General features: G+C 66.2%; 21 protein-coding genes. 7 read left to right on the forward strand and 14 right to left on the reverse strand.

What is annotated here, in order from left to right; translation table 11 throughout:
• Positions 1-240 precede the first annotated feature (240 nt).
• Complete coding sequence (locus CYU59_RS26540) at positions 241-1,089, forward strand: HAD-IB family hydrolase (protein ID WP_293004262.1); 849 nt, start codon at positions 241-243, stop codon at positions 1,087-1,089.
• Positions 1,090-1,488: 399 nt separating this feature from the next.
• On the opposite strand, the gene CYU59_RS26545 is transcribed toward CYU59_RS26540, so the two are convergent.
• The 6 genes from CYU59_RS26545 to CYU59_RS26570 are packed head-to-tail and all read right to left on the reverse strand — an operon-like array spanning position 1,489 to position 7,902.
• Positions 1,489-2,268 (reverse strand): oxidoreductase, encoded by a 780-nt coding sequence (locus CYU59_RS26545; RefSeq protein ID WP_293004263.1) that lies wholly within the window; start codon positions 2,266-2,268, stop codon positions 1,489-1,491.
• On the reverse strand, positions 2,265-3,872 hold the full coding sequence (locus CYU59_RS26550) for an ABC transporter ATP-binding protein (protein WP_293004264.1): 1,608 nt from the start codon (positions 3,870-3,872) through the stop codon (positions 2,265-2,267). The genes CYU59_RS26545 and CYU59_RS26550 overlap by 4 nt, the downstream gene beginning before the upstream one ends.
• Before the next feature lie 39 nt (positions 3,873-3,911).
• Complete coding sequence (locus CYU59_RS26555; RefSeq protein WP_293004265.1) at positions 3,912-4,784, reverse strand: ABC transporter permease; 873 nt, start codon at positions 4,782-4,784, stop codon at positions 3,912-3,914.
• Complete coding sequence (locus CYU59_RS26560; protein ID WP_293004266.1) at positions 4,777-5,703, reverse strand: ABC transporter permease; 927 nt, start codon at positions 5,701-5,703, stop codon at positions 4,777-4,779. The genes CYU59_RS26555 and CYU59_RS26560 overlap by 8 nt, the downstream gene beginning before the upstream one ends.
• Position 5,704: 1 nt before the next feature.
• Positions 5,705-7,321 (reverse strand): ABC transporter substrate-binding protein, encoded by a 1,617-nt coding sequence (locus CYU59_RS26565; protein ID WP_293004327.1) that lies wholly within the window; start codon positions 7,319-7,321, stop codon positions 5,705-5,707.
• A complete protein-coding gene (locus tag CYU59_RS26570; protein WP_293004267.1) occupies positions 7,321-7,902 on the reverse strand; it encodes a TetR/AcrR family transcriptional regulator in 582 nt (193 codons plus the stop codon). Before CYU59_RS26570 ends, CYU59_RS26565 begins: the two co-directional genes overlap by 1 nt.
• An 89-nt stretch (positions 7,903-7,991) precedes the next feature.
• Here CYU59_RS26570 and CYU59_RS26575 point away from each other — a divergent pair, with 89 nt between their 5' ends.
• Both CYU59_RS26575 and acs read left to right on the forward strand, forming a co-directional pair.
• The gene (locus CYU59_RS26575) at positions 7,992-8,870 is read left to right on the forward strand and encodes an SDR family oxidoreductase (RefSeq protein ID WP_293004268.1); all 879 of its coding nucleotides are present in this window, start codon (positions 7,992-7,994) and stop codon (positions 8,868-8,870) included.
• Positions 8,871-8,931: 61 nt separating this feature from the next.
• Positions 8,932-10,890 carry an acetate--CoA ligase gene (acs, locus tag CYU59_RS26580; RefSeq protein WP_293004269.1) on the forward strand — a complete coding sequence of 653 codons (1,959 nt, stop codon included), beginning with the start codon at positions 8,932-8,934 and terminating at the stop codon, positions 10,888-10,890.
• Here acs and CYU59_RS26585 read toward each other — a convergent pair whose 3' ends face one another.
• The gene (locus CYU59_RS26585; protein WP_293004270.1) at positions 10,891-11,595 is read right to left on the reverse strand and encodes a S1 family peptidase; all 705 of its coding nucleotides are present in this window, start codon (positions 11,593-11,595) and stop codon (positions 10,891-10,893) included. It lies immediately after the preceding gene.
• Between the two features lie 181 nt (positions 11,596-11,776).
• Here CYU59_RS26585 and CYU59_RS26590 point away from each other — a divergent pair, with 181 nt between their 5' ends.
• Positions 11,777-12,295: a phage holin family protein gene (locus CYU59_RS26590; protein ID WP_293004271.1), complete on the forward strand. Its 519-nt coding sequence runs from the start codon at positions 11,777-11,779 to the stop codon at positions 12,293-12,295.
• Positions 12,296-13,255 (forward strand): alpha/beta hydrolase, encoded by a 960-nt coding sequence (locus tag CYU59_RS26595; protein WP_293004272.1) that lies wholly within the window; start codon positions 12,296-12,298, stop codon positions 13,253-13,255.
• Here the strand turns inward: CYU59_RS26595 and marP are convergent.
• From marP to nth, 4 genes are read right to left on the reverse strand one after another with little or no spacing between them, the layout of a single operon-like run.
• Complete coding sequence (marP, locus tag CYU59_RS26600; protein ID WP_293004273.1) at positions 13,248-14,438, reverse strand: acid resistance serine protease MarP; 1,191 nt, start codon at positions 14,436-14,438, stop codon at positions 13,248-13,250. The genes CYU59_RS26595 and marP overlap by 8 nt on opposite strands.
• Positions 14,438-15,253 (reverse strand): CoA pyrophosphatase, encoded by an 816-nt coding sequence (locus CYU59_RS26605; protein ID WP_293004274.1) that lies wholly within the window; start codon positions 15,251-15,253, stop codon positions 14,438-14,440. Before CYU59_RS26605 ends, marP begins: the two co-directional genes overlap by 1 nt.
• The gene (locus tag CYU59_RS26610) at positions 15,250-15,909 is read right to left on the reverse strand and encodes a TlpA disulfide reductase family protein (RefSeq protein WP_293004275.1); all 660 of its coding nucleotides are present in this window, start codon (positions 15,907-15,909) and stop codon (positions 15,250-15,252) included. The genes CYU59_RS26605 and CYU59_RS26610 overlap by 4 nt, the downstream gene beginning before the upstream one ends.
• 6 nt (positions 15,910-15,915) lie before the next feature.
• Positions 15,916-16,596 carry an endonuclease III gene (gene nth / locus CYU59_RS26615; protein ID WP_293004328.1) on the reverse strand — a complete coding sequence of 227 codons (681 nt, stop codon included), beginning with the start codon at positions 16,594-16,596 and terminating at the stop codon, positions 15,916-15,918.
• A gap of 224 nt (positions 16,597-16,820) precedes the next feature.
• Here nth and CYU59_RS29120 point away from each other — a divergent pair, with 224 nt between their 5' ends.
• A complete protein-coding gene (locus tag CYU59_RS29120) occupies positions 16,821-17,162 on the forward strand; it encodes a hypothetical protein (RefSeq protein ID WP_363115364.1) in 342 nt (113 codons plus the stop codon).
• Positions 17,163-17,332: 170 nt separating this feature from the next.
• Positions 17,333-18,007, forward strand: coding sequence for a cAMP-activated global transcriptional regulator CRP (gene crp, locus CYU59_RS26625; RefSeq protein ID WP_285185747.1), 675 nt, complete (start codon positions 17,333-17,335; stop codon positions 18,005-18,007).
• Between the two features lie 82 nt (positions 18,008-18,089).
• Here crp and CYU59_RS26630 read toward each other — a convergent pair whose 3' ends face one another.
• The 3 genes from CYU59_RS26630 to CYU59_RS26640 are packed head-to-tail and all read right to left on the reverse strand — an operon-like array spanning position 18,090 to position 19,501.
• The gene (locus tag CYU59_RS26630) at positions 18,090-18,881 is read right to left on the reverse strand and encodes an MBL fold metallo-hydrolase (RefSeq protein WP_293004276.1); all 792 of its coding nucleotides are present in this window, start codon (positions 18,879-18,881) and stop codon (positions 18,090-18,092) included.
• Positions 18,882-18,887: 6 nt separating this feature from the next.
• Positions 18,888-19,343, reverse strand: a complete 456-nt coding sequence (locus CYU59_RS26635; RefSeq protein WP_293004277.1) for a RidA family protein — start codon at positions 19,341-19,343, stop codon at positions 18,888-18,890.
• Positions 19,340-19,501 carry a DUF4177 domain-containing protein gene (locus CYU59_RS26640; RefSeq protein WP_293004278.1) on the reverse strand — a complete coding sequence of 54 codons (162 nt, stop codon included), beginning with the start codon at positions 19,499-19,501 and terminating at the stop codon, positions 19,340-19,342. Before CYU59_RS26640 ends, CYU59_RS26635 begins: the two co-directional genes overlap by 4 nt.
• Positions 19,502-19,559: the final 58 nt, after the last annotated feature.

Below are 19,559 nucleotides of genomic sequence, written 5' to 3' on the forward strand. Positions count from 1 at the left end.
GAGGGTCGTCGTGAATCAGCCCCGGGGGGTCGGGCTGATACACCCTCGGCTAAGCCGAGTGATACTTACTATACACATGACAGTGTTACGCAGCGCAAGGGTTGCTTGCTACAGATATGTATGACCTTTAAGTAGCTGAACCAAACGTATCGCTGGTATCACACGTATCTGGACCAGGCTTGACCGGTGCTTTTCCCGACAGCATGCCGATTTGCGGCCGCACGGTCCTATGCTGGATCCGTGACCGTCTCCGACTCGGCCGCTGACCAGCAAACTTCGCCGACGCGCAGCGGTCCCACCCCCCGCACGGCCGCGTTTTTCGATTTGGACAAGACAATCATTGCCAAGTCGAGCACGCTGGCGTTCAGCAAACCCTTCTTCGCCCAGGGATTGATCAATCGCCGCGCTGTCCTGAAGTCGAGTTACGCCCAATTCCTGTTCCTGCTCTCGGGTGCCGACCATGACCAGATGGACCGGATGCGCATTCACTTGACCAACATGTGCACCGGGTGGGATGTCGAGCAGATCAAGACGATCGTGAACGAAACCCTGCACGACATCGTGACCCCGTTGGTGTTTGCCGAGGCCGCCGACTTGATTGCCAGCCACAAACTGTGCGGCCGCGACGTGGTGGTGGTTTCGGCGTCTGGCGAGGAATTGGTGGCTCCGATCGCCCGCGCATTGGGCGCCACCCATGCGATGGCCACCCGGATGGTCGTCGAGGACGGCAAGTACACCGGCGAGATCGGGTTCTACTGCTTCGGAGAGGGCAAGGTTCAGGCGATTCGCGAGCTGGCCGCGCGCGAGGGTTATCCGCTCGAGCACTGCTACGCCTACTCCGACTCGATCACCGACCTGCCGATGCTCGAGGTGGTCGGGCATCCGAGCGTGGTCAATCCCGATCGTGCGCTGCGCCGCGAGGCCAACGCCCGGGACTGGCCGGTCCTGGAATTTTCCCGCCCCGTGTCGCTTCGCGACCGCATCCCCGCGCCGTCGGGAGCAGCGGTCGCCACCACGGCCGCAGTCGGGATCAGCGCCCTGGCGGCGGGCGCACTGACCTATTCGCTGCTGCGCCGGCTTTCGCTCTAGCGCCGCACAGCAAACTTTCGATGTCACGACTCGGCATCGCTTGACGATTTCATGACAATTGACCCTTGATGTGATCGAGGTCACGGAGTACAAAGGATCTACGGAAGCCCGGTGAGGCCAAGGTCGACTCGGAAGAGAAGGGCCGATCTCCCGAACAGGGCGACCGAGCACGGTTCCCGGCACCCACGCGGAGTCATAGCCGCGATAATGGCAGAAGTGTTGCGGGCCTGCGGAATTGCGACAAGTGAACGGCGCCGACAGCCCTTTGGGTGGGGCAGCAGCCGGAAGCTTCGCAAGATCGCCGAGGCCATCCCACGCAACCCACAGGTGCACGCATGGTAACCGAGATCCGTGCTAGCGGGCGGCGAGCCGAAATCCTTCGGTACGCCGCCCGCTTTGTCATTGCGGGTGCCCGCCGCCGCCCTGCTCGGACAGCGTTTCAGCAATCGTCAACGCCTCCTGCGCACCGGTGCGCAGCGCGCGGCAACTCAACACCAGCCAGGCAGCCATGCCTTTGGGTGTGCCGGCCGCGAAACCGGCCATCGCCTCCCGGTAGTCGGCAGCGCGGCGCATCCAGCCCACCTCGGGCACACCCAGCCCGTGCGGGTCGAGACCGGTGGCGATCGTGACCAACCGCGACACTGCGCGCGCCACCACTCCGTCCGCGGTGCCGAATGGAGCCAAGGTGAGCAACTCACCGTGCGCGACGGCAGCGATCACCGGGGCAGGCGCCTTGGTGCCCCCGGACACGATGCGTGCGAGCAGTTCCAGTCGAGGTGCCACATCGGGTTCGGAACGCGGTCTGCCGAGCCGACTTTCGTCGACCCGGTCGGCCGCGGCCAGCATGTGCAACCGGGCCAGGGCCTGCAGCGGCGCGCGCTGCCACACCCCGACCAAATTGGTCTCGCCACCGTCCAGCGCTTGCGCGACACGCAGCGCGCCGGCGAACACCGGATCGCTGATTGCCGACGCGTCGATCTCGTCGTCGAGCTTGTGGCCACCGCCGTCGAGCACCGCCGACGCCCGCGCCGAGCGCAGCGCCGACTCGGCGGCCGTTACCGGCCAACGCCGCAGGTTGACGCGGTGCCGATGAGCGCGACCCAGTGCTTCACGCGCCTGGTCGCTCGCTGCGGCGACACCGGGCAGCTCCATCAGCGGGGCAAGCGGATCGGGACTCACGAGTTCTCAGCGTAGCCAGCGCCCGCACCGGGTATCGCGGCCAGTAGCTGCCGGGTGTAGTCGTGCTGCGGTCGGCTGAACACATCTTCGGTGGCCGCATGCTCGACTACCCGGCCCGCGCGCATCACCATCACCTCATCGGCGATCTGCCGGATCACCGCCAGGTCGTGGCTGATGAACAGGTAGCTCAAGCCCAATTCGGTTTGCAGCTCGGCAAGTAGATCGAGAATCTGTGCCTGCACCACGACGTCGAGCGCAGACACCGCCTCGTCGCAGACCACCACGTCGGGTTGGAGCGCCAGCGCCCGTGCGATCGCCACCCGCTGGCGCTGACCTCCGGACAGTTCCCGCGGCCGGCGGTTGAGCAGGGACGAGGGCAGTGCGACCTGTTCGGTGAGCTCGCGGACGCGCCGCTCGCGTTGACGACGATCGCCGGTCCGATGGATCCGAAGCGGCTCCTCGATGATCTGCGACACCGAGTACATCGGATCCAGGCTGGCGTATGGATTCTGGAACACCGGTTGGATCCTGCGACGAAAGGCACGTGTCTCCTGGCGGCTCAGTGATGCCGTCGGCAGACCATCGAAAGTGATTGTGCCCGAGCTGGGTTCGAGTAAGCGGAGCACCATTCGGGCCAGCGTGGATTTCCCAGATCCCGATTCTCCGGCGACCGCCAGGGTGGTTCCGCGGCGCAGCCGGAACGAAACGTCGTCGACGGCACGCACCTCGGTTTTTCGCCACGGCGCTTCCCGCGAGGATCGATATATCTTGGTCAGCCCGGTCGCGACGAGGATGTCCGGCGATTCGGCCGGCGTATGTCGGACGGGCGGATCACGCAACGACGGCGCGGCAGCCACCAGGCGTCGCGTGTACGGGTGCTGCGGCTCTCGCAAGATCGCCTGCGCCGGGCCGCTTTCCACGATCTGGCCTTGGTTCATCACGATCAGTTGTTCGGCTCGTTCGGCGGCCAGCGCCAAGTCGTGGGTGATCAGCAGCACCGCTGTGCCCAGATCTGCGGCCAGCTCCTGAAGATGGTCGAGCACCCGGCGTTGCACGGTGACGTCCAGCGCAGAGGTCGGCTCGTCGGCGATCAACAAGCGGGGCCCGCCGGCCAATCCGATCGCGATCAGCGCGCGTTGAGACATTCCGCCGGACAATTGATGCGGATACTGTCGGGCCCGTACGTCCGGCTCCGGTAGGCCGGCATCAGCCAGCAACTCGACATCGCTGCGTTTGATGTTGTTCGCCCGCAGCGCTTCTCGTACCTGGAATCCGACCCGCCACACCGGATTCAGGTTGGTCATCGGGTCCTGTGGCACATATCCGATTCCGCTCCCGCGAATGGCCTGGAGCTGTCGTCGTCCGGCGGCGGTGAGGTCGGTGCCGTCGAACTCGATGCGGCCGGAGGTGATGCGCCCGCCGGGCGGAAGCAGGCCCAGGATCGCCGCCGCGGTGGTGGACTTCCCCGACCCCGACTCGCCGACGATCGCCACGGTCTGCCCGGCGCGTACCGCGAGATCGACACCGCGGACTACCGGTTCGCCGTCGCCGAAACGGACCTCGAGTCCGGTGACACTCAGAAGCGGCTCAGCCATCTGCGCCACTCCTCCTCGTTGCTGCGCTCTGCATCGTCGTCGGCGGGCTCACGGTCGCCGCGCCCCTGACGACGGATCCAGTGCGGCACGCAGTGTGTCACCCATGATCATGAAGGCCAGCACCGTGATCGCCAGCGCCCCAGCGGGGTAGAACAGAATCGGCGATCCGGCCCGTAGGCGAACCTGGTCGACATTGATATCGCCGCCCCACGACACCACCGACGGTGGCAGTCCGACACCGAGGTAGGACAGCGTGGCCTCGGTGACGATGAACAGCCCGAGCGCGATAGTGCACACTGCGATCACCGGGCCGATCGCATTGGGCAGCACATGGCGCATCAGGATGCCGAACCTGTTCATTCCCAGGGCTTTCGCTGCCAGTACGTAATCTCGCCCGCGAACCTCGAGAACGGCACCGCGGGTGATCCGCGCGATCTGCGGCCAGCCGAACAACGCGAGAATCGCGATCACCGTCCACACCGTGCGGTGATGCGTGACCTGCATCAGCACAATGGCCGCCAGCAGCAGCGGGACCGCGAAGAACACGTCGGCGACCCGGGAGATCACCGCATCGAGCCCGCCGCCGTAAAAGCCGGCCAGCGCACCCAACGCTCCTCCGACGACGAAGACCAACAGGGTGGCGCCGAGTCCGACGGTGATCGACGCCCGCGCGCCGTAGATGGTGCGGGCGTAGATGTCGTGGCCCTGCAGATCGGTTCCGAACCAATGTGCTGCCGACGGGGACAACAGGCTGTGGTCGGGGTTGGCGAAGTCGGGGTCGGCCGCGGTGAACAACGAGGGAAACGCCGCGGCGACGACGATCAGCCCGATCAGCACCGCGCTGACGACGAATTGCGGGCGACGCCGCAGCGACTGCCAGATGTCTTGCCAAAAGCCAACGCCGGCGGGCGTTTCAGCCATATCGGATCCTGGGGTCCAGAGCTGCGTACAGCAGATCCACGACCAGGTTGGTGACCAGGTAGACCACCACGAGCACGGTGACGATCGACACCACGGTCGGCGCCTCCTGTCGGGTGACGGCCTGGTAGAGCACACCGCCGACGCCGTGGATGTTGAAGATGCCTTCGGTGACGATCGCCCCGCCCATCAGCGCGCCGAGGTCGGCACCGAGGAAAGTCACCACCGGGATCAGTGAGTTGCGCAGGATGTGCACGGCAACCACGCGCGGCCGCGACAGGCCTTTGGCCGTCGCCGTTCGCACATAGTCGGCATAGGCGTTCTCGGCGACCGCGGATCTGGTCAGCCGAACCACGTAGGCGAATGACACTGCACCGAGCACGATTCCGGGTAACAGCAGCCTGGCGAACGTCGGCTGATCGCCCACCGTCACCGCGGCAAGGCTCAGCCGCACCCCGAAGACGAACTGCGCAAGGAAGCCCAGCACGAAGATCGGCACCGCGACGAGGACCAGGCTGATGATCAGCACGGCGGAGTCGAACAATCCTCCCTGGCGCAATCCCGCGACCACGCCGAAACCGATGCCGAACAACGCCTCCACCGCCAACGCAATCAGTGCCAGTCTGACAGTTACCGGAAATGCCTGCGCCAGAACAGTAGTGACGGGCAGTCCGGAGTAGGCGTGGCCGAGGTCGGCGTGCAGCACCCCACCGAGGTAGTGCAGGTACTGCAACCAGAACGGATCGTCGAGGTGATATTGCGCCCGCAATTGGGCGGCCACCGCCGGACTCAGCGGCCGATCACCACCCAGTGCCGCGATGGGATCCCCGGGTAGCAGAAACACCATGCCGTAGATCAGCAGCGTCGCTCCCAGAAAGACCGGGATCATGGCCGCGATGCGGCGCGCGATGTACCACCCCACGTCAGGTCTTCACGATGCGTTCGTAGTCGGGTAGCCCGTTCCAGGTCAGCGCCACGTGGCTGACCGCTGCAGAGCGGCCGGCCACCGCGACGGTGTACCACAGTGGCACAACAGGCATGTCCTGCAACAGGATTCGCTGCGCGTCGTTGGCTCGCGTGAATGACTGCGGCAGGTTGGGCGCGGCCTCCGCCGCGGCGATGGCGGCGTCGAACCGTGAATTGGAATAGCCGACGTCGTTGGCGCCGGCGTGGGTGACGAACAACGGCTCCAAGAAGTCCAGCATCGACGGGAAGTCGCCCTGCCAGCCGGCCCGGAACGCGGTGGCTATCGTGCGAGTCGTTATCTGCGTGCGGAAACCGGCAAAGGTCGGCTGTGGGGCGCCGACGGCGTCGATCTTCAGGGTGTTCTTGATGCTGTTGGCCACCGCGTCGATCCATTCTTGATGGGACCCGTCGGCGTTGTATGAGATCGCGTACCGGCCAGACCATTTCGAGATAGCGTCGGCCTGCGCCCACAATGCCCTGGCACGTTCGGGATCGAAGTCGAGGGCGTGGTTGCCCTCGATGCCGGAGTCGTAGCCCGGCAGCGAGCTGGCGGTGAATTCGCGGGCCGGTGCGCGAGCTCCGGAGAAGATCTTGCCGCAGATCTGATCCCGATTCACCGCTGCCGAAAGCGCCAGGCGGCGCAGGCGGCCCTCCTCACCGGAGAAGTGCGGGAGCCGCAACGGGGTGTCCAAGGTCTGATTGGCCGCAGCCGGCGCGCTCACCGCGCGGTCGCCGAGGTCGCGGCGGTAAACGGTCAGCACACTGGGCGGAATGGTGTCCAGCACATCGAGATTGCCTCCCAGCAGGTCGGCGTACGCGGTGTCGAGGTTGGCGTAGAAGACGAACCGCAGACCTTTGTTCTGCGGCATCCGGTTGCCGTGATAGTCGGGGTTGACGACCATGTCGAGCTTGACGTTGTGCTGCCAGGCCGGGATGTTCGGCTGGTCGGCCAGCCGGTATGGACCGTTGCCGACCGGATGCTGGCCGAATGCCGTGATGTCGTTCCACGCCGTGCTGGGCAGCGGGTAGAACGGCGAAAACCCCAGTCGCAGCTTGAAATCGATGGTCGGCCCCTTCAGCCGCACGGTGAATTCACGGTCGCTGACGACCTGCAGACCCGACATCGTGGTCACGCTCGGCTTCGCGGCGGCCACCTCGTCGAAGCCGGCAATGGGAGCGAAAAAGCTCTGCTGCAGTTGAGCATTGGAGGCCAGCGCGCCGTAGTTCCAGGCGTCGACGAAAGAGTGCGCGGTGACCGGTGAGCCGTCGCTGAAGGTCCAGCCCGGTTTCAGCCTGATCCGGTAGTTGACGTCGTCGTCGGTCTCGATCGACTCGGCGACTTCCAGCGCCGGTGTGCCCTTGGCGTCATACGACATCAGGCCGGCGAACAGTCGGTCGACGATCCTGCCGCCGTTGCTGTCGTTGGTGTTGGTGGGGATCAGCGGGTTCTGCGGTTCACCGGCGTTGACGATCACCACGTCGGTTCGGACGGCGTCCACCCCGCAGCCGGCCAACGAGGCGGCAACCAGCATCGCGGTCGCCGTAGCCGCGATCGCGCGGAGATGTCGAACGATCAAGAACGCTCCACCCTGTCGACTGATCTCGACGGGGAGATCAGTCGCTGAATGAGCCATCCCACCAAATGATTACGCGTATCGGGATCGCGCGCGGGCTCGTGCAGATGGATGCCTTCGATGACGGCGATGATGGCGGCGGCGGCCATCTCGGCGTCGGCGTCAGCCACCCCCGCGGACCTGAAGGCCGCGGCCGCGCGTCCACTCAGCGCCTCGTGGAAATCCTGGTGCACAGCGGCGACGGCCGGCGAATGCCGTGCGCGTTCGTGCACGGTCGTCGTGAGTTTTGCCACCTCGTCGAGTTCTGTCAGCGCTGACATCGCGCGAGCCAGCACCGGCTGTTCGGAGTCGGCATCAGCTGTCGTAACGGCTCGCTCGAGTCGTCGCCTCAGCACGGCGGCAAGCAACTCGTCCTTACCAGCGAAGTACCAGTAGATGGAATTGCTGGCCACGCCGGCGGCGCGCGCGATCGCCGCCATCGTGGTCAGTTCGTAACCGTCGCTCAGCAACAGATCTTCGGCGGCGTCCAGGATCAGAGCGATCTTCTCAGCTCGGTCGATGTGCTGCCGATTGGGTGGCATAGCTGGCATCTTGACGGGCGCACAATCGGCTGGCAAGCTCTTGAATGTCATTCAAGAGATTACATCCGTCGACCAAGGAGCTTTTCGCCATGAGCAGACCGCGCAGCTTGCAAGGCAAAGTGGCGCTGGTGACCGGCGCCTCACAGGGCCTGGGACAGTTCCTCTCGGTCCAGCTCGCCGCGGAAGGCGCCAACGTGGTGCTGGTCGCGAGGAACCACGCCCGCCTCGACGCGTTGCAGGACCAGATCGTGGCGGCAGGCGGTACGGCACTGAGCGTGCCCACCGACATCACTGATGAGGCCGAGTGCGACCGGATGATCGAGAAGGCCGTCGGCCATTTCGGCGGCATCGACATCCTGGTTCTCAACGCCGGTTCGGCCACCTACGGCAGGCTCGACGAATTGCACAGCTTCGCCCCGATTCGCGACTCGATGGCGATCAACTTCTTCGGCGCCGCATACCCGACCTTCAAGGCGATCGACCATCTGATCGAACGGAAGGGTCTGATCGCCTACGTGACGTCCGGCAGCGGGCATCTGCCCATGGCGGGCTACCTCGGCTACACGACCAGCAAGCACGCGATGAACGGATTCTTCGAGGCGCTGCGGCTCGAGATGGTCCCGCACGGTGTGGACGTGCTGACGATCAATCCCGGCGACATGTACAGCGACGACGGGGCCGGTCGAACCTTCTTTGCGCCTGATGGCAGTCAGCACAAGATCGATCTATCCATCAAGCGCGACAACGACATAGCTCGCGTTCCCGCCAGCACTGTTGCCAAGAAGTGCGTTAGCGCGATTCGTGACCGCAGGCGCGAGCTCGATCTGTCGCCGGCGACCCAGAAACTAGCAACCGTGGCACGCGCGATCGCACCCGCCCTGGTCGATCGCCGCATTTACGACAGGGTCGGCCACATGCGGTCGGCGTTCGCCAACGAAGCGGCGCTGCTGGCGAAAGCCGATGAATAGCCCGGTATCACTACCCTGTTCCGCAACGGCCGATCGACCGTAAGGCCACCGGGCTAGGCTCGTGCCCGTGACCGAGACGCACACACCGACGTCATATCCACCGTCAGACGAGTTCGCCGCGCAGGCCAACGCTCGCGATGACCTGTATCACCAGGCCGAGCAGGACCGACTGGCGTTCTGGGCCGAGCAGGCCAACCGACTCACTTGGGCCACACCGTTTTCCGAGGTGCTGGACTGGTCGGAGCGGCCGTTTGCCAAATGGTTCACCGGCGGCCAACTCAACGTCACCTACAACTGCGTCGACCGTCATGTCGAAGCCGGAAACGGCGACCGGATAGCGATCCACTGGGAGGGTGAGCGGATCGGCGAGGACCGCACCCTGACCTACAGCGACCTCCAGGCCGAGGTGAGCAAGGCCGCCAACGCGCTGACCGATCTCGGTCTGGTGGCCGGCGACCGAGTGGCGATCTACCTGCCGATGATCCCCGAAGCCGTGATCGCGATGTTGGCGTGCGCGCGGCTGGGCGTGCTGCACAGCGTCGTGTTCGCCGGGTTCACCGCCACCGCGCTGGGCGCCCGGATCGAGGACGCCAAGGCCAAACTCCTGATCACCGCCGACGGGCAGTTCCGGCGCGGCAAGCCCGCGCCGTTGAAGGAAGCAGCCGACCAGGCGGTCGCCGACGCCGACTCGATCGAACACGTTCTGGTGGTACGGCGCACCGGCGCCGACATCGCCTGGACCGAAGGCCGCGACGTGTGGTGGCACGACGCGGTTGACGGGGCGTCGCCCGAGCATCAGGCCGATGCGTTCGACTCCGAGCACCCGCTGTTCCTGCTGTACACCTCAGGCACCACCGGTAAGCCCAAGGGAATCGTGCACACCAGCGGCGGCTACCTCACCCAGGCGTCGTACACCCAACACCACATCTTCGACCTCAAGCCCGAGTCCGACGTGTTCTGGTGCACCGCCGACATCGGCTGGGTGACCGGCCACACCTACAGCGTCTACGGGCCGCTGTCCAACGGCGTCACCCAGGTTCTCTTCGAGGGCACGCCCGATACTCCGGACCAGCACAGGCATTTCCAGATCATCGAAAAGTACGGTGTGACAATCTATTACACCGCTCCGACGATGATCCGGACCTTCATGAAGTGGGGCCGCGAGATACCCGACGCCAACGACCTGTCCAGCCTGCGGCTGCTGGGGTCGGTCGGCGAACCGATCAACCCGGAAGCGTGGCGCTGGTATCGCAAGGTCCTCGGCCGCGATGCCATCCCGATCGTCGACACCTGGTGGCAGACCGAGACCGGGTCGGCGATGATCTCGCCGCTGCCCGGTGTCTCGGCAGCCAAGCCGGGGTCGGCGATGGCTCCACTGCCCGGCATCTCGGCGAAGATCGTCGACGACGAGGGCAAGCAACTCGACCCGCCGTCGTCCGACGAGGGCGAGCACACCAGTGGCTACCTGGTACTCGATCAGCCGTGGCCGTCGATGTTGCGCGGCATCTGGGGTGACGACGACCGCTTTCGTGAGACGTACTGGTCGAAGTTCGCCGAGCAGGGCTGGTACTTCGCGGGCGACGGCGCCCGCTACGACGCCGACGGGGCGATCTGGATTCTGGGCCGCATCGACGACGTGATGAATGTGTCGGGGCACCGGATTTCCACCGCCGAGGTGGAGTCGGCGTTGGTGGGCCACTCCGGGGTCGCCGAGGCCGCCGTCGTCGGGGCCACTGATGACACCACCGGCCAGGCGATCTGCGCGTTCGTGGTGCTGCAGGCCGACCACGCCGAGACGACCGGCGCCGAGATCATCGACGAGTTGCGCGCCGAGGTGGCGCGGGTGATCTCGCCGATCGCGCGGCCGCGGGAGTTGCATGTGGTGCCCGAGCTGCCGAAGACCCGCAGCGGCAAGATCATGCGACGGCTGCTGCGCGACATCGCCGAAAAGCGGGACCTCGGGGACACCTCGACGCTGCTCGACCCGGGGGTGTTCGACGCGATTCGGGCCGCCCAGTAGTTACGCCGGGATCGGGACGAACCCCATGCCGGGACGGTTCTTTGCCTGAAGATCGGCCAGGTCGGCGTTGATCGATTGCACCACCGCCGGCGTGTGCAGCGGAATGTACTTGGTGACGCAGACCGGCAGGTTCTCGCTGAACGCACCGTGGATCATGCCGACCAGCTGATCGTTGACCGTCACGGGGGCGCCCGAGTCGCCCGGCTGTCCGCACACCTGCATGAGGATCGTGCCCGGCTCCTGTCCGGGGCCCCAGGTGACACCGCAGGAGTTACCGGTGGTGCGGCCCTGCTTGCACGCGATCTGCCCGGATGACGGATCCGGCCCGATTCCGTTGATGGCAAAACCACCAAAGTTGGCCTGCGGCAACACTTTCGCTTTGTCGAATTGAATCACCGCGTAATCGAGACCGTCGTTGCCGGACACCATGACACCGATGTTGCCGCGGCCTTTGGCCTCCTCGGCAGCGACCACGGCGCCCGGGCCGCCGCAATGCGCGGAGGTGAAGCCAATCAGGTCGCCTTTGGGGTTGGTGCCTATCGCGGTCAAGGTGCACAGGGCGTCGCCGTTGACCAGGATTCCCGCACCGCCACCCAGCGGGATCCGGTCGTCCGCGCGCGCGGCGGCATCCTGCTGGCCGACGATCAGGGCGCACGCCGTGATCCAGGCAGCCGCGACCCGGAGCATCCGACGACCCGTGACCATGGCCTGCAAAGTTGTCTCCCGTGCATGTTGGACGCGCACCCGACGGGGCGGCGCCAGTCTAGCCTCCTCCATGCCCGCCGTCACCGGTGCTCAAACCGCCTTGCCTCGTCTGGCGTCGCGCTGCATGGCAACATGAACCGCGTCGGAGCGTGCAGCCACATCCAGCTCGAGAGGACCGTCTGTGAGCAAGTCAGATCGAAAGAGCGGCGACGGCAAGGACGGGATTCCAAGCACGCTGACCAATATCCCGCTGACGGACCCGCACGCCTTGTCCGCCGAGCCGTCGATCGGTCAGCTGGTCAAAGACGCCACCGCGCAGATGTCCACTCTGGTGCGCGCCGAGGTCGAACTGGCCCGCTCGGAGATCACCCGTGACGTCAAGAAAGGGTTGACCGGCAGCGTCTTCTTCATCGCGGCGCTGGTGGTGCTGTTCTACTCGACCTTCTTCTTCTTTTTCTTCCTGGCCGAACTGCTGGACAACTGGCTGTGGCGCTGGGCTGCGTTCTTGATCGTGTTCGGGATCATGGTGGTGGTCACCGGTGTTCTCGCGCTGCTGGGCTTCCTGAAGGTGCGGCGCATCCGCGGCCCGCAACAGACCATCGAATCGGTGAAGGAAACCCGGTCTGCCCTGACGCCGGGTCATGACAAGCCCGCGGCGCCGGCCCTCAATCCAGGAACCACCGATCCTTCGGGTTGGTAGATGGCCCCGCCAGATCCGTCGGTAACCCGTATCGACGGGCCATGGCGCCATCTCGACGTGCACGCCAACGGCATCCGGTTCCATGTGGTCGAGGCGACGCCTGCCGACCGGGACACCCCGTCGACGGCCCTGCCGCTGGTGATCATGCTGCACGGCTTCGGCTCGTTCTGGTGGTCGTGGCGTCATCAGCTGCGCGGCCTGACCGGCGCTCGCGTGGTGGCGGTCGACCTTCGGGGCTACGGTGGCAGCGACAAACCGCCGCGCGGGTACGACGGCTGGACGCTGGCCGGTGACACCGCCGGACTCATCCGGGCGCTGGGGCACACGTCGGCGACGCTCATCGGTCACGCCGACGGTGGCCTGGTCTGCTGGGCCACGTCGGTGCTGCATTCGAGGCAGGTCCGCGCTATCGCGGTGATCAGCTCGCCGCACCCGGCCGCGCTGCGCCGCTCGGCGCTGACCCGTCGCGACCAGGGCCGGGCGCTATTGCCGTCACTGCTTCGCTACCAGGTGCCGGTCTGGCCGGAACGCGCGTTGACCCGCCATCACGGTGCCGAGCTGGAGCGCGTGATTCGCAGCCGCGCGGGCGCTAAATGGCTTGCCTCCGAGGACTTCTCCGAGACGATCGGACACCTGCGACAGGCCATCCAGATTCGGTCGGCCGCACACTGCGCGCTGGAATACCAGCGCTGGGCGGTCCGCAGCCAGCTGCGCGAGGAGGGTCGGCGGTTCATGCGTTCGATGAGCCGACCGTTCGGCATCCCGATGCTGCACATCCACGGCGACGAGGACCCCTACGTCCTGACCGATCCGGTCGAACGGACGCAGCGCTACGCCCCCCACAGCCGTTACGTATCAATTTCCGGCGCAGGGCATTTCAGTCACGAGGAGAAGCCGGACGAAGTCAACGGCCACCTCTCGCGGTTCATCGACCGGGTCTACCGCTCACCACTCAGCTGATGCATTCACCGGTCGGCACCGCAGCGGTGTCACCGATGTGCGCGAGCTGAGCCGCGACCTCTTTGGCCGTCAACACGAAGCCGGTATCGGTGTCGTCGACCGCCGCGCCGAACACGACGCCGATCACCTGCCCGTCGAGATCGATCAGCGGTCCACCCGAATTGCCCTGCTCGACATTGGATCTGACGGTGTAGACCTCGCGATTGATGGTCGCTTTGCGATAGATGTCAGGGCCGTTGAGTTCGATCAGCTCACGGATCCTGGCCGGCGTGGCCACGAAGCCACCGCCGCCCGGGTAGCCCATCACAATGCCCTCGGTCCCTGACGTCACCGGTGCGTTGGCGAACGCCAGCGGCGCGGCCGGCAGATGCGGCACCGACAAGATCGCGATGTCCACGGTCGGGTCGTAGGACACCACGGTCGCGTCGTAGGGGTTGCCGCTGGCCTCGACAGTGACGTTGTTCGATCCGGCGACCACGTGGGCGTTGGTCATCACGCGGTCCGGCGACAGCACAAACCCGCTGCCTTCCAATACTTTCGAGCAGGCCGGTGCGATCGCGCGAATCTTCACCACGCTCGGCTCGGCGTTCTTGACGACGGGATTCTTCGACAGCGCCGCGTCCGGAGCGGCGACCGCGACGACCGGAGTACGGCTGAACGGCTCCAGCACCTGCGGCAGACCCGAGGTGTCCAGCAGCGCGGACAGCCGCTTGGGGACCGTCTTGAGCCACTCCGGCGCATAGTCGTTGACCTCGCCTAGCACCCGCGAACCTCGTACTGCCGCAGCCAAACTGGGCTGGCCCGCCGATGACGTCAGCGGGGTCGCGAGCAGCCACGCCGCCACCAGCACGACCATCAGCTGGACCGCCACCCCGACCAGCGAGTCGAAGAACCTGACCGAGTTGCTCTGGATCGCACCACGGACCGCGCGGCCCAGCACCACACCGGCCACCTCGCCGACCACCACCAGCGCCAGGATCAGGAACAGCGCGGCGAACAGCTTGGCCCGCGGCGCGGCGACGTGCGCCACCAGGTGCGGGGCCAGCAGCACCCCGGCGATCGCGCCAAGCAGCACGCCGACGAACGACAGCAGCGACCCGAGCGCGCCCGAACGCCAACCCGAGACCGCCGCGATGAACGCGACCGCCAGGACCGCGATATCCAACCACTGTGAGGAGCTCATCACGCATCTTCCTCGTCGCCGACCAGTGCCATTGCTTCGTCCAACTCGCGAACGTCGTTGGTATCCCAGGGCTTTGCCCAACCAGCGACGTCCAACATCGCAGAAATCACCTGACCGGTGAATCCCCAGACCAGCATCTCGTTCAACAGAAATGCCGGCCCGGCGAAGCGGCGGCTGAGGGCGCGGCGGTACACCGTCAGCCGATTGGCGGGATTGATGAAGGCCCGGACCGGAACCCGAGCCACGATTGCTGTCTCCGCCTGATCCACCACGGCGACCGGGCCCGGGTCAGGCGAATAGGCCAGCACGGGAACGACGTGAAATCCCGACGGCGCGATGAAGGTTCGCTCCATCGTGACCAGCGGATGCAGTCTGCTGGTGTCGATCCCGGTCTCCTCCCGCGCCTCGCGCAGCGCGGTGTCCACCGGCCCGGTGTCGCCGGGATCGGCTGCGCCGCCGGGGAATGCGGCCTGGCCGGCGTGGTGGCGCAGCGACGAGGCCCGCACGATCAGCAGCAAGTCGGCGTCGTCGGGCAGGGAATCGGTTGCGGCGCCACCGGACTCGGCGACCGGTGGACCAGAAAACAGCACCAGCACCGCCGCTTCGCGTCCCTTGGCGCCGTTCAGTGCTTTAGAGGCCGTCACCATGGCCCGGACATCTGCGGGCAGCCGCCGTTTGTACACCTCAGGCATCTCACCGACGTTGTCGATCAGGGGCCGCAACCAGGGCGGGCCGAGTTCGGGCGTCAACAGCTCGGTGGTTCCCCGATGGCCGCGATCCGCGTCGAGGCGTTGGGGCGTGCCGCCTCCGGTCACCGGCGCCCCCTTCGTGCGTCCAGCCGCCCGACCGCGTCCGTAATCTCGTCGGCAGTCGCGAAAGCGCGGGGCAGCGTCCCCGCAACGCTACCGTCCGAGTCCAGCACGACCGTCGCGGGCATCACGTTGGGCACCCGCAGTGCCGCGGCCACCCGGCGGCCACCGTCCTGCAGTGTCGGCAGCCGGACACCCAGCTCGGCCAGCCGCATCAGCGCTGCCGCCTCGTTCTCGTCCTGGTGCACGGTCACCACCGTCACCTCCGAGCCCATCCGGCGCTGATATTCGGCCATGGCGGGGAGTTCAGCCGCGCACGGGGCGCACCAGTAAGCCCACAGGTTGAGCACCACCCGGTGCCCGACCAGCGCCGGCCCGACGTCGACGACTGAGCCGTCGGCCGCGCAGTCGACAGTCACGCCATCCAACGCGGCCGGGCCCGGCCGGCCACTGGGCCGAGGGCACGGGGTCAGGTCCGCACGCTGCCGCGGGCCGGCAAGCGCCGCCGCGGTGTCGGCGTCGCGATGTTCGCGGGCCGGGCCGGTCGATTCCGGCGCCGGCGAATGCGACACGTCGCGCAGCGCCACCACCAATGCGGCGATCAACGCCGCCACCACCGTCAAGACCACGAAGGTCCAGCGGGCGGCGCGGGTGGTTTGCACGCGGTGCTACAGCCCGGCCATCGCCAGGAGACGCTCGGTCTCCGGACCCGTCACCAGCGCGGCGGCGAGTTCCGGCTCGGTCGGCCCGGTTCCGAACGATGGGCAGTCCTTGGCCAGCAGGCACACTCCACACGCCGGTTTGCGGGCGTGGCAGACCCGGCGACCGTGAAAGATCACCCGGTGGCTCAGCAGGGTCCATTCCTTACGTTCGATGAGTTCGCCGATCGCACGCTCGACCTTCACCGGGTCCTCCTCCGCCGTCCAGCCCCACCGGCGGGCCAGGCGGCCGAAGTGAGTGTCGACAGTGATCCCGGGAACGTCGAACGCGTTGCCCAGGATGACGTTGGCGGTCTTGCGACCGACGCCGGGCAGCGTCACGAGCTCGTCCATGGTGCTCGGAAGTTCGCCGCCGAATCGTTCGATCAACGCCTGGCCGAGCCCGATCAGCGAGGTCGCCTTATTGTGAAAAAAGCCGGTCGGACGAATGAGTGCCTCGAGCTCTTCACGGTCCGCCTGCGCATAGTCCACTGCAGTCCGGTAACGGACGAACAGCGCTGGCGTAGTGAGATTTACCCTCTTGTCCGTGCTCTGTGCCGACAGGATGGTGGCCACTGCCAACTCCAGCGGCGTGGTGAAGTCCAGTTCGCAGTGGGCATCGGGAAACGCCTGTGCCAGTTCGCGATTCATGCGACGTGCCCGACGCACCAACCCGGTCCGGGTCTCCGACGCGAAGCGGCGGGCAACGGCCGCGGAGGGACCCGTTTGACCTTTTGCACCCTTGGCGGCGGCGCGAGAAGGTTTACCCATTGTCACCTCGACAGAGTACTAATTCGTGATCCCGCTGAGACCTTAGCCGTGTTTACTTGCTGCTTGTGTCCTGGTTGCTAGTTGCATTCACCCCGGGGTTGCTAATGCTGGCAACTTTCGGGCTGCAAAGGCTTGAAGCGGGCTTGGAGAAAGACACAGTTAGCGCAACTGATGTCGCCGAATTTCTCGAGCAGGCCGAGCCTATAGATGTGCGCACATTGGCCCAGGAGGGAATGCCTGAGGCGCTGGACGGTTTGCACCGCCGGATCGGCCACGGCGCCGGTGCGGCGCCCTATCTACCCAGCCGCGACGACCCACCCACGGATCAGTTGCTGGTGGCCGCCATTGCTTTGGCCGCGAATCAACACGGCTCGTCTCGGCGGCAGCATGAGCATTCCCAAGCCAATCGGCAATTTGGGCCGCGTCAGCATGCCAATCGTGTGTAGCGTTGGCACGTCGAGTCGAGGCCGTAGCTCTAGACTTCGGATCGACCGGGAAACAAACCCGGGCGCTAGACCCGTCCGATGACGATGCGGGCCGCTGAATGGCGGCCCGAGGAGGAGTCGGGCAGATGACTCGCGCCGACACCTGTCATTTGAATACCTAAAGGGGCAACGTGGACGAGATCCTGGCGAGGGCCGGAATCTTCCAGGGGGTTGAACCGAGCGCCGTCGCAGCGCTGACCAAGCAGCTGCAACCCGTCGACTTCCCGCGCGGGCACACCGTTTTCGCGGAGGGCGAGCCGGGCGATCGGCTGTACATCATTATCACCGGCAAGGTGAAGATCGGCCGCCGTTCTCCGGACGGCAGAGAAAATCTGCTGACCATCATGGGTCCGTCCGACATGTTCGGTGAGCTGTCGATCTTCGACCCGGGGCCCCGGACCTCGAGCGCGACGACGATCACCGAGGTACGCGCGGTGTCGATGGACCGCGACGCGTTGCGGGCCTGGATCGCCGACCGCCCTGAGATCGCCGAACAGCTGCTGCGCGTGCTGGCCCGTCGGCTGCGGCGCACCAACAACAACCTCGCCGACCTGATCTTCACCGACGTGCCCGGTCGGGTCGCCAAGCAGCTGCTGCAGCTCGCCCAGCGGTTCGGCACTCAAGAGGGTGGCGCGATGCGGGTGACGCACGACCTGACTCAGGAAGAGATCGCCCAGCTGGTCGGCGCCTCCCGCGAGACGGTGAACAAGGCGCTGGCCGACTTCGCCCACCGCGGCTGGATTCGCCTGGAGGGCAAGAGCGTGCTGATCTCGGACTCCGAGCGGCTGGCGCGCCGAGCGAGGTAAGCGCCTGCCGCGAAACAGAAGCCACGGTCGCGGTTTCGCGGCGATCGCAACCCTGGCTTAGGTTTCGCGCCAGCGCCGAGAACTAGCGCCGCAGATAGTCCAGCTGGGCCTTGACCGACCACTCGGCGACGTCCCACAGCTCCTTGTCGACGTCGACGTAGACGTACTCGACGACTTGGCGGGTGGTGGCGTCCTCGCCCAGAGTGCGCAACGCGGACCGGATCTGGTCGAGCCGTTGTTCGCGATGCGCAAGGTACTCCTGCGCAACCGCTTCGATGTCGGGCAGGTCGGGACCATGGCCGGGCAGGACAGTGCGCCGGCCGAGCCCGCGGAGCCGTTCCAGCGACGCCAGGTAGTCGGCCAGGCTCCCGTCTTCGTTGTCAATGACGGTGGTTCCGCGGCCCAACACGGTGTCCGCAGTCAGCACCGCGTCGTCGAGGACGAAAGACAACGAGTCGGCGGTGTGGCCCGGCGTCGCCCACACGGTGATCCGCACTCCCGCGGCGTCGATCACTTCACCGTCGGTCAGCTCGGCGGACAGTCCGCGCAGGAATCCGCTGCCGGCCGAACGCACCGGGGCACCGGTCAGGTCCACCAGTTTGTCGATCGCATCGGTGTGGTCGCCGTGCCGGTGGCTGATCAGCACCAGCGCGATGCGCCCCACACCGGCAAGGGCGGCGATGTGCTCGTCGTCGTCGGGTCCGGGGTCGACGACGACAACGTCGTCGCTGCCCGGAGCGCGCAGCACCCAGGTGTTGGTTCCGTCGAGCGTCATCTTGCCCGGGTTGTTCGCCAGCAACACCGATGCGGTGGTCGTCACCGGTCGCAACCGCCCGTAGGCCGGATGCTGCAGCGTGTCAGGGGCGCCCGTCATCGGCCGCTAGCCGACCTCGACCACCAGCTCGACCTCGACCGGGGCATCCAGCGGGAGTTCCGCGACACCGACCGCCGAGCGGGCATGGATGCCGGCATCGCCGAACACCTCGGCCAGCAGATCCGAGGCGCCGTTGACCACGCCGGGCTGGGCGTTGAAACCGGCAGCGGACGCAACGAATCCGGTCACCTTGACCACCTTGGTCACCGAGTCGATACCCACCAGCGCGTCGATGGCCGCCAAAGCGTTCAGTGCAGAAATCCGGGCGAGTTCATTGCCCTGTTCGGCCGTGACATCCGCACCCACCTTGCCGGCTTGGACGAGCTTTCCCTCGTGGACCGGCAGCTGGCCAGAGGTATAGACAAGGTTGCCGCTACGGACGGCCGGCACGTAGGAGCCCAACGGCTTCACCACGACCGGCAACTCGATACCGAGCTCGGCAAGCTTGGCGGAAGCGGTCATTTCGGCCGTTTCAGATACGCGACGTGCTGCTCCCCGGTCGGGCCCTGCAGCACGGAGACCAGCTCCCAACCGTCGGCACCCCACTGGTCGAGGATCTGCTTGGTGGCGTGGGTCAACAGCGGGACTGTTGCGTATTCCCAGGTGGTGGGTTGGCTCATATCCCGAGCTTATCGGCAGCGCCGCCCAGACCCGAGGCGCCCTTGTGCGGAGCAAACC

The sequence above is a fragment of the Mycobacterium sp. genome, assembly GCF_002863225.1.
Lineage (GTDB): Bacteria > Actinomycetota > Actinomycetes > Mycobacteriales > Mycobacteriaceae > Mycobacterium.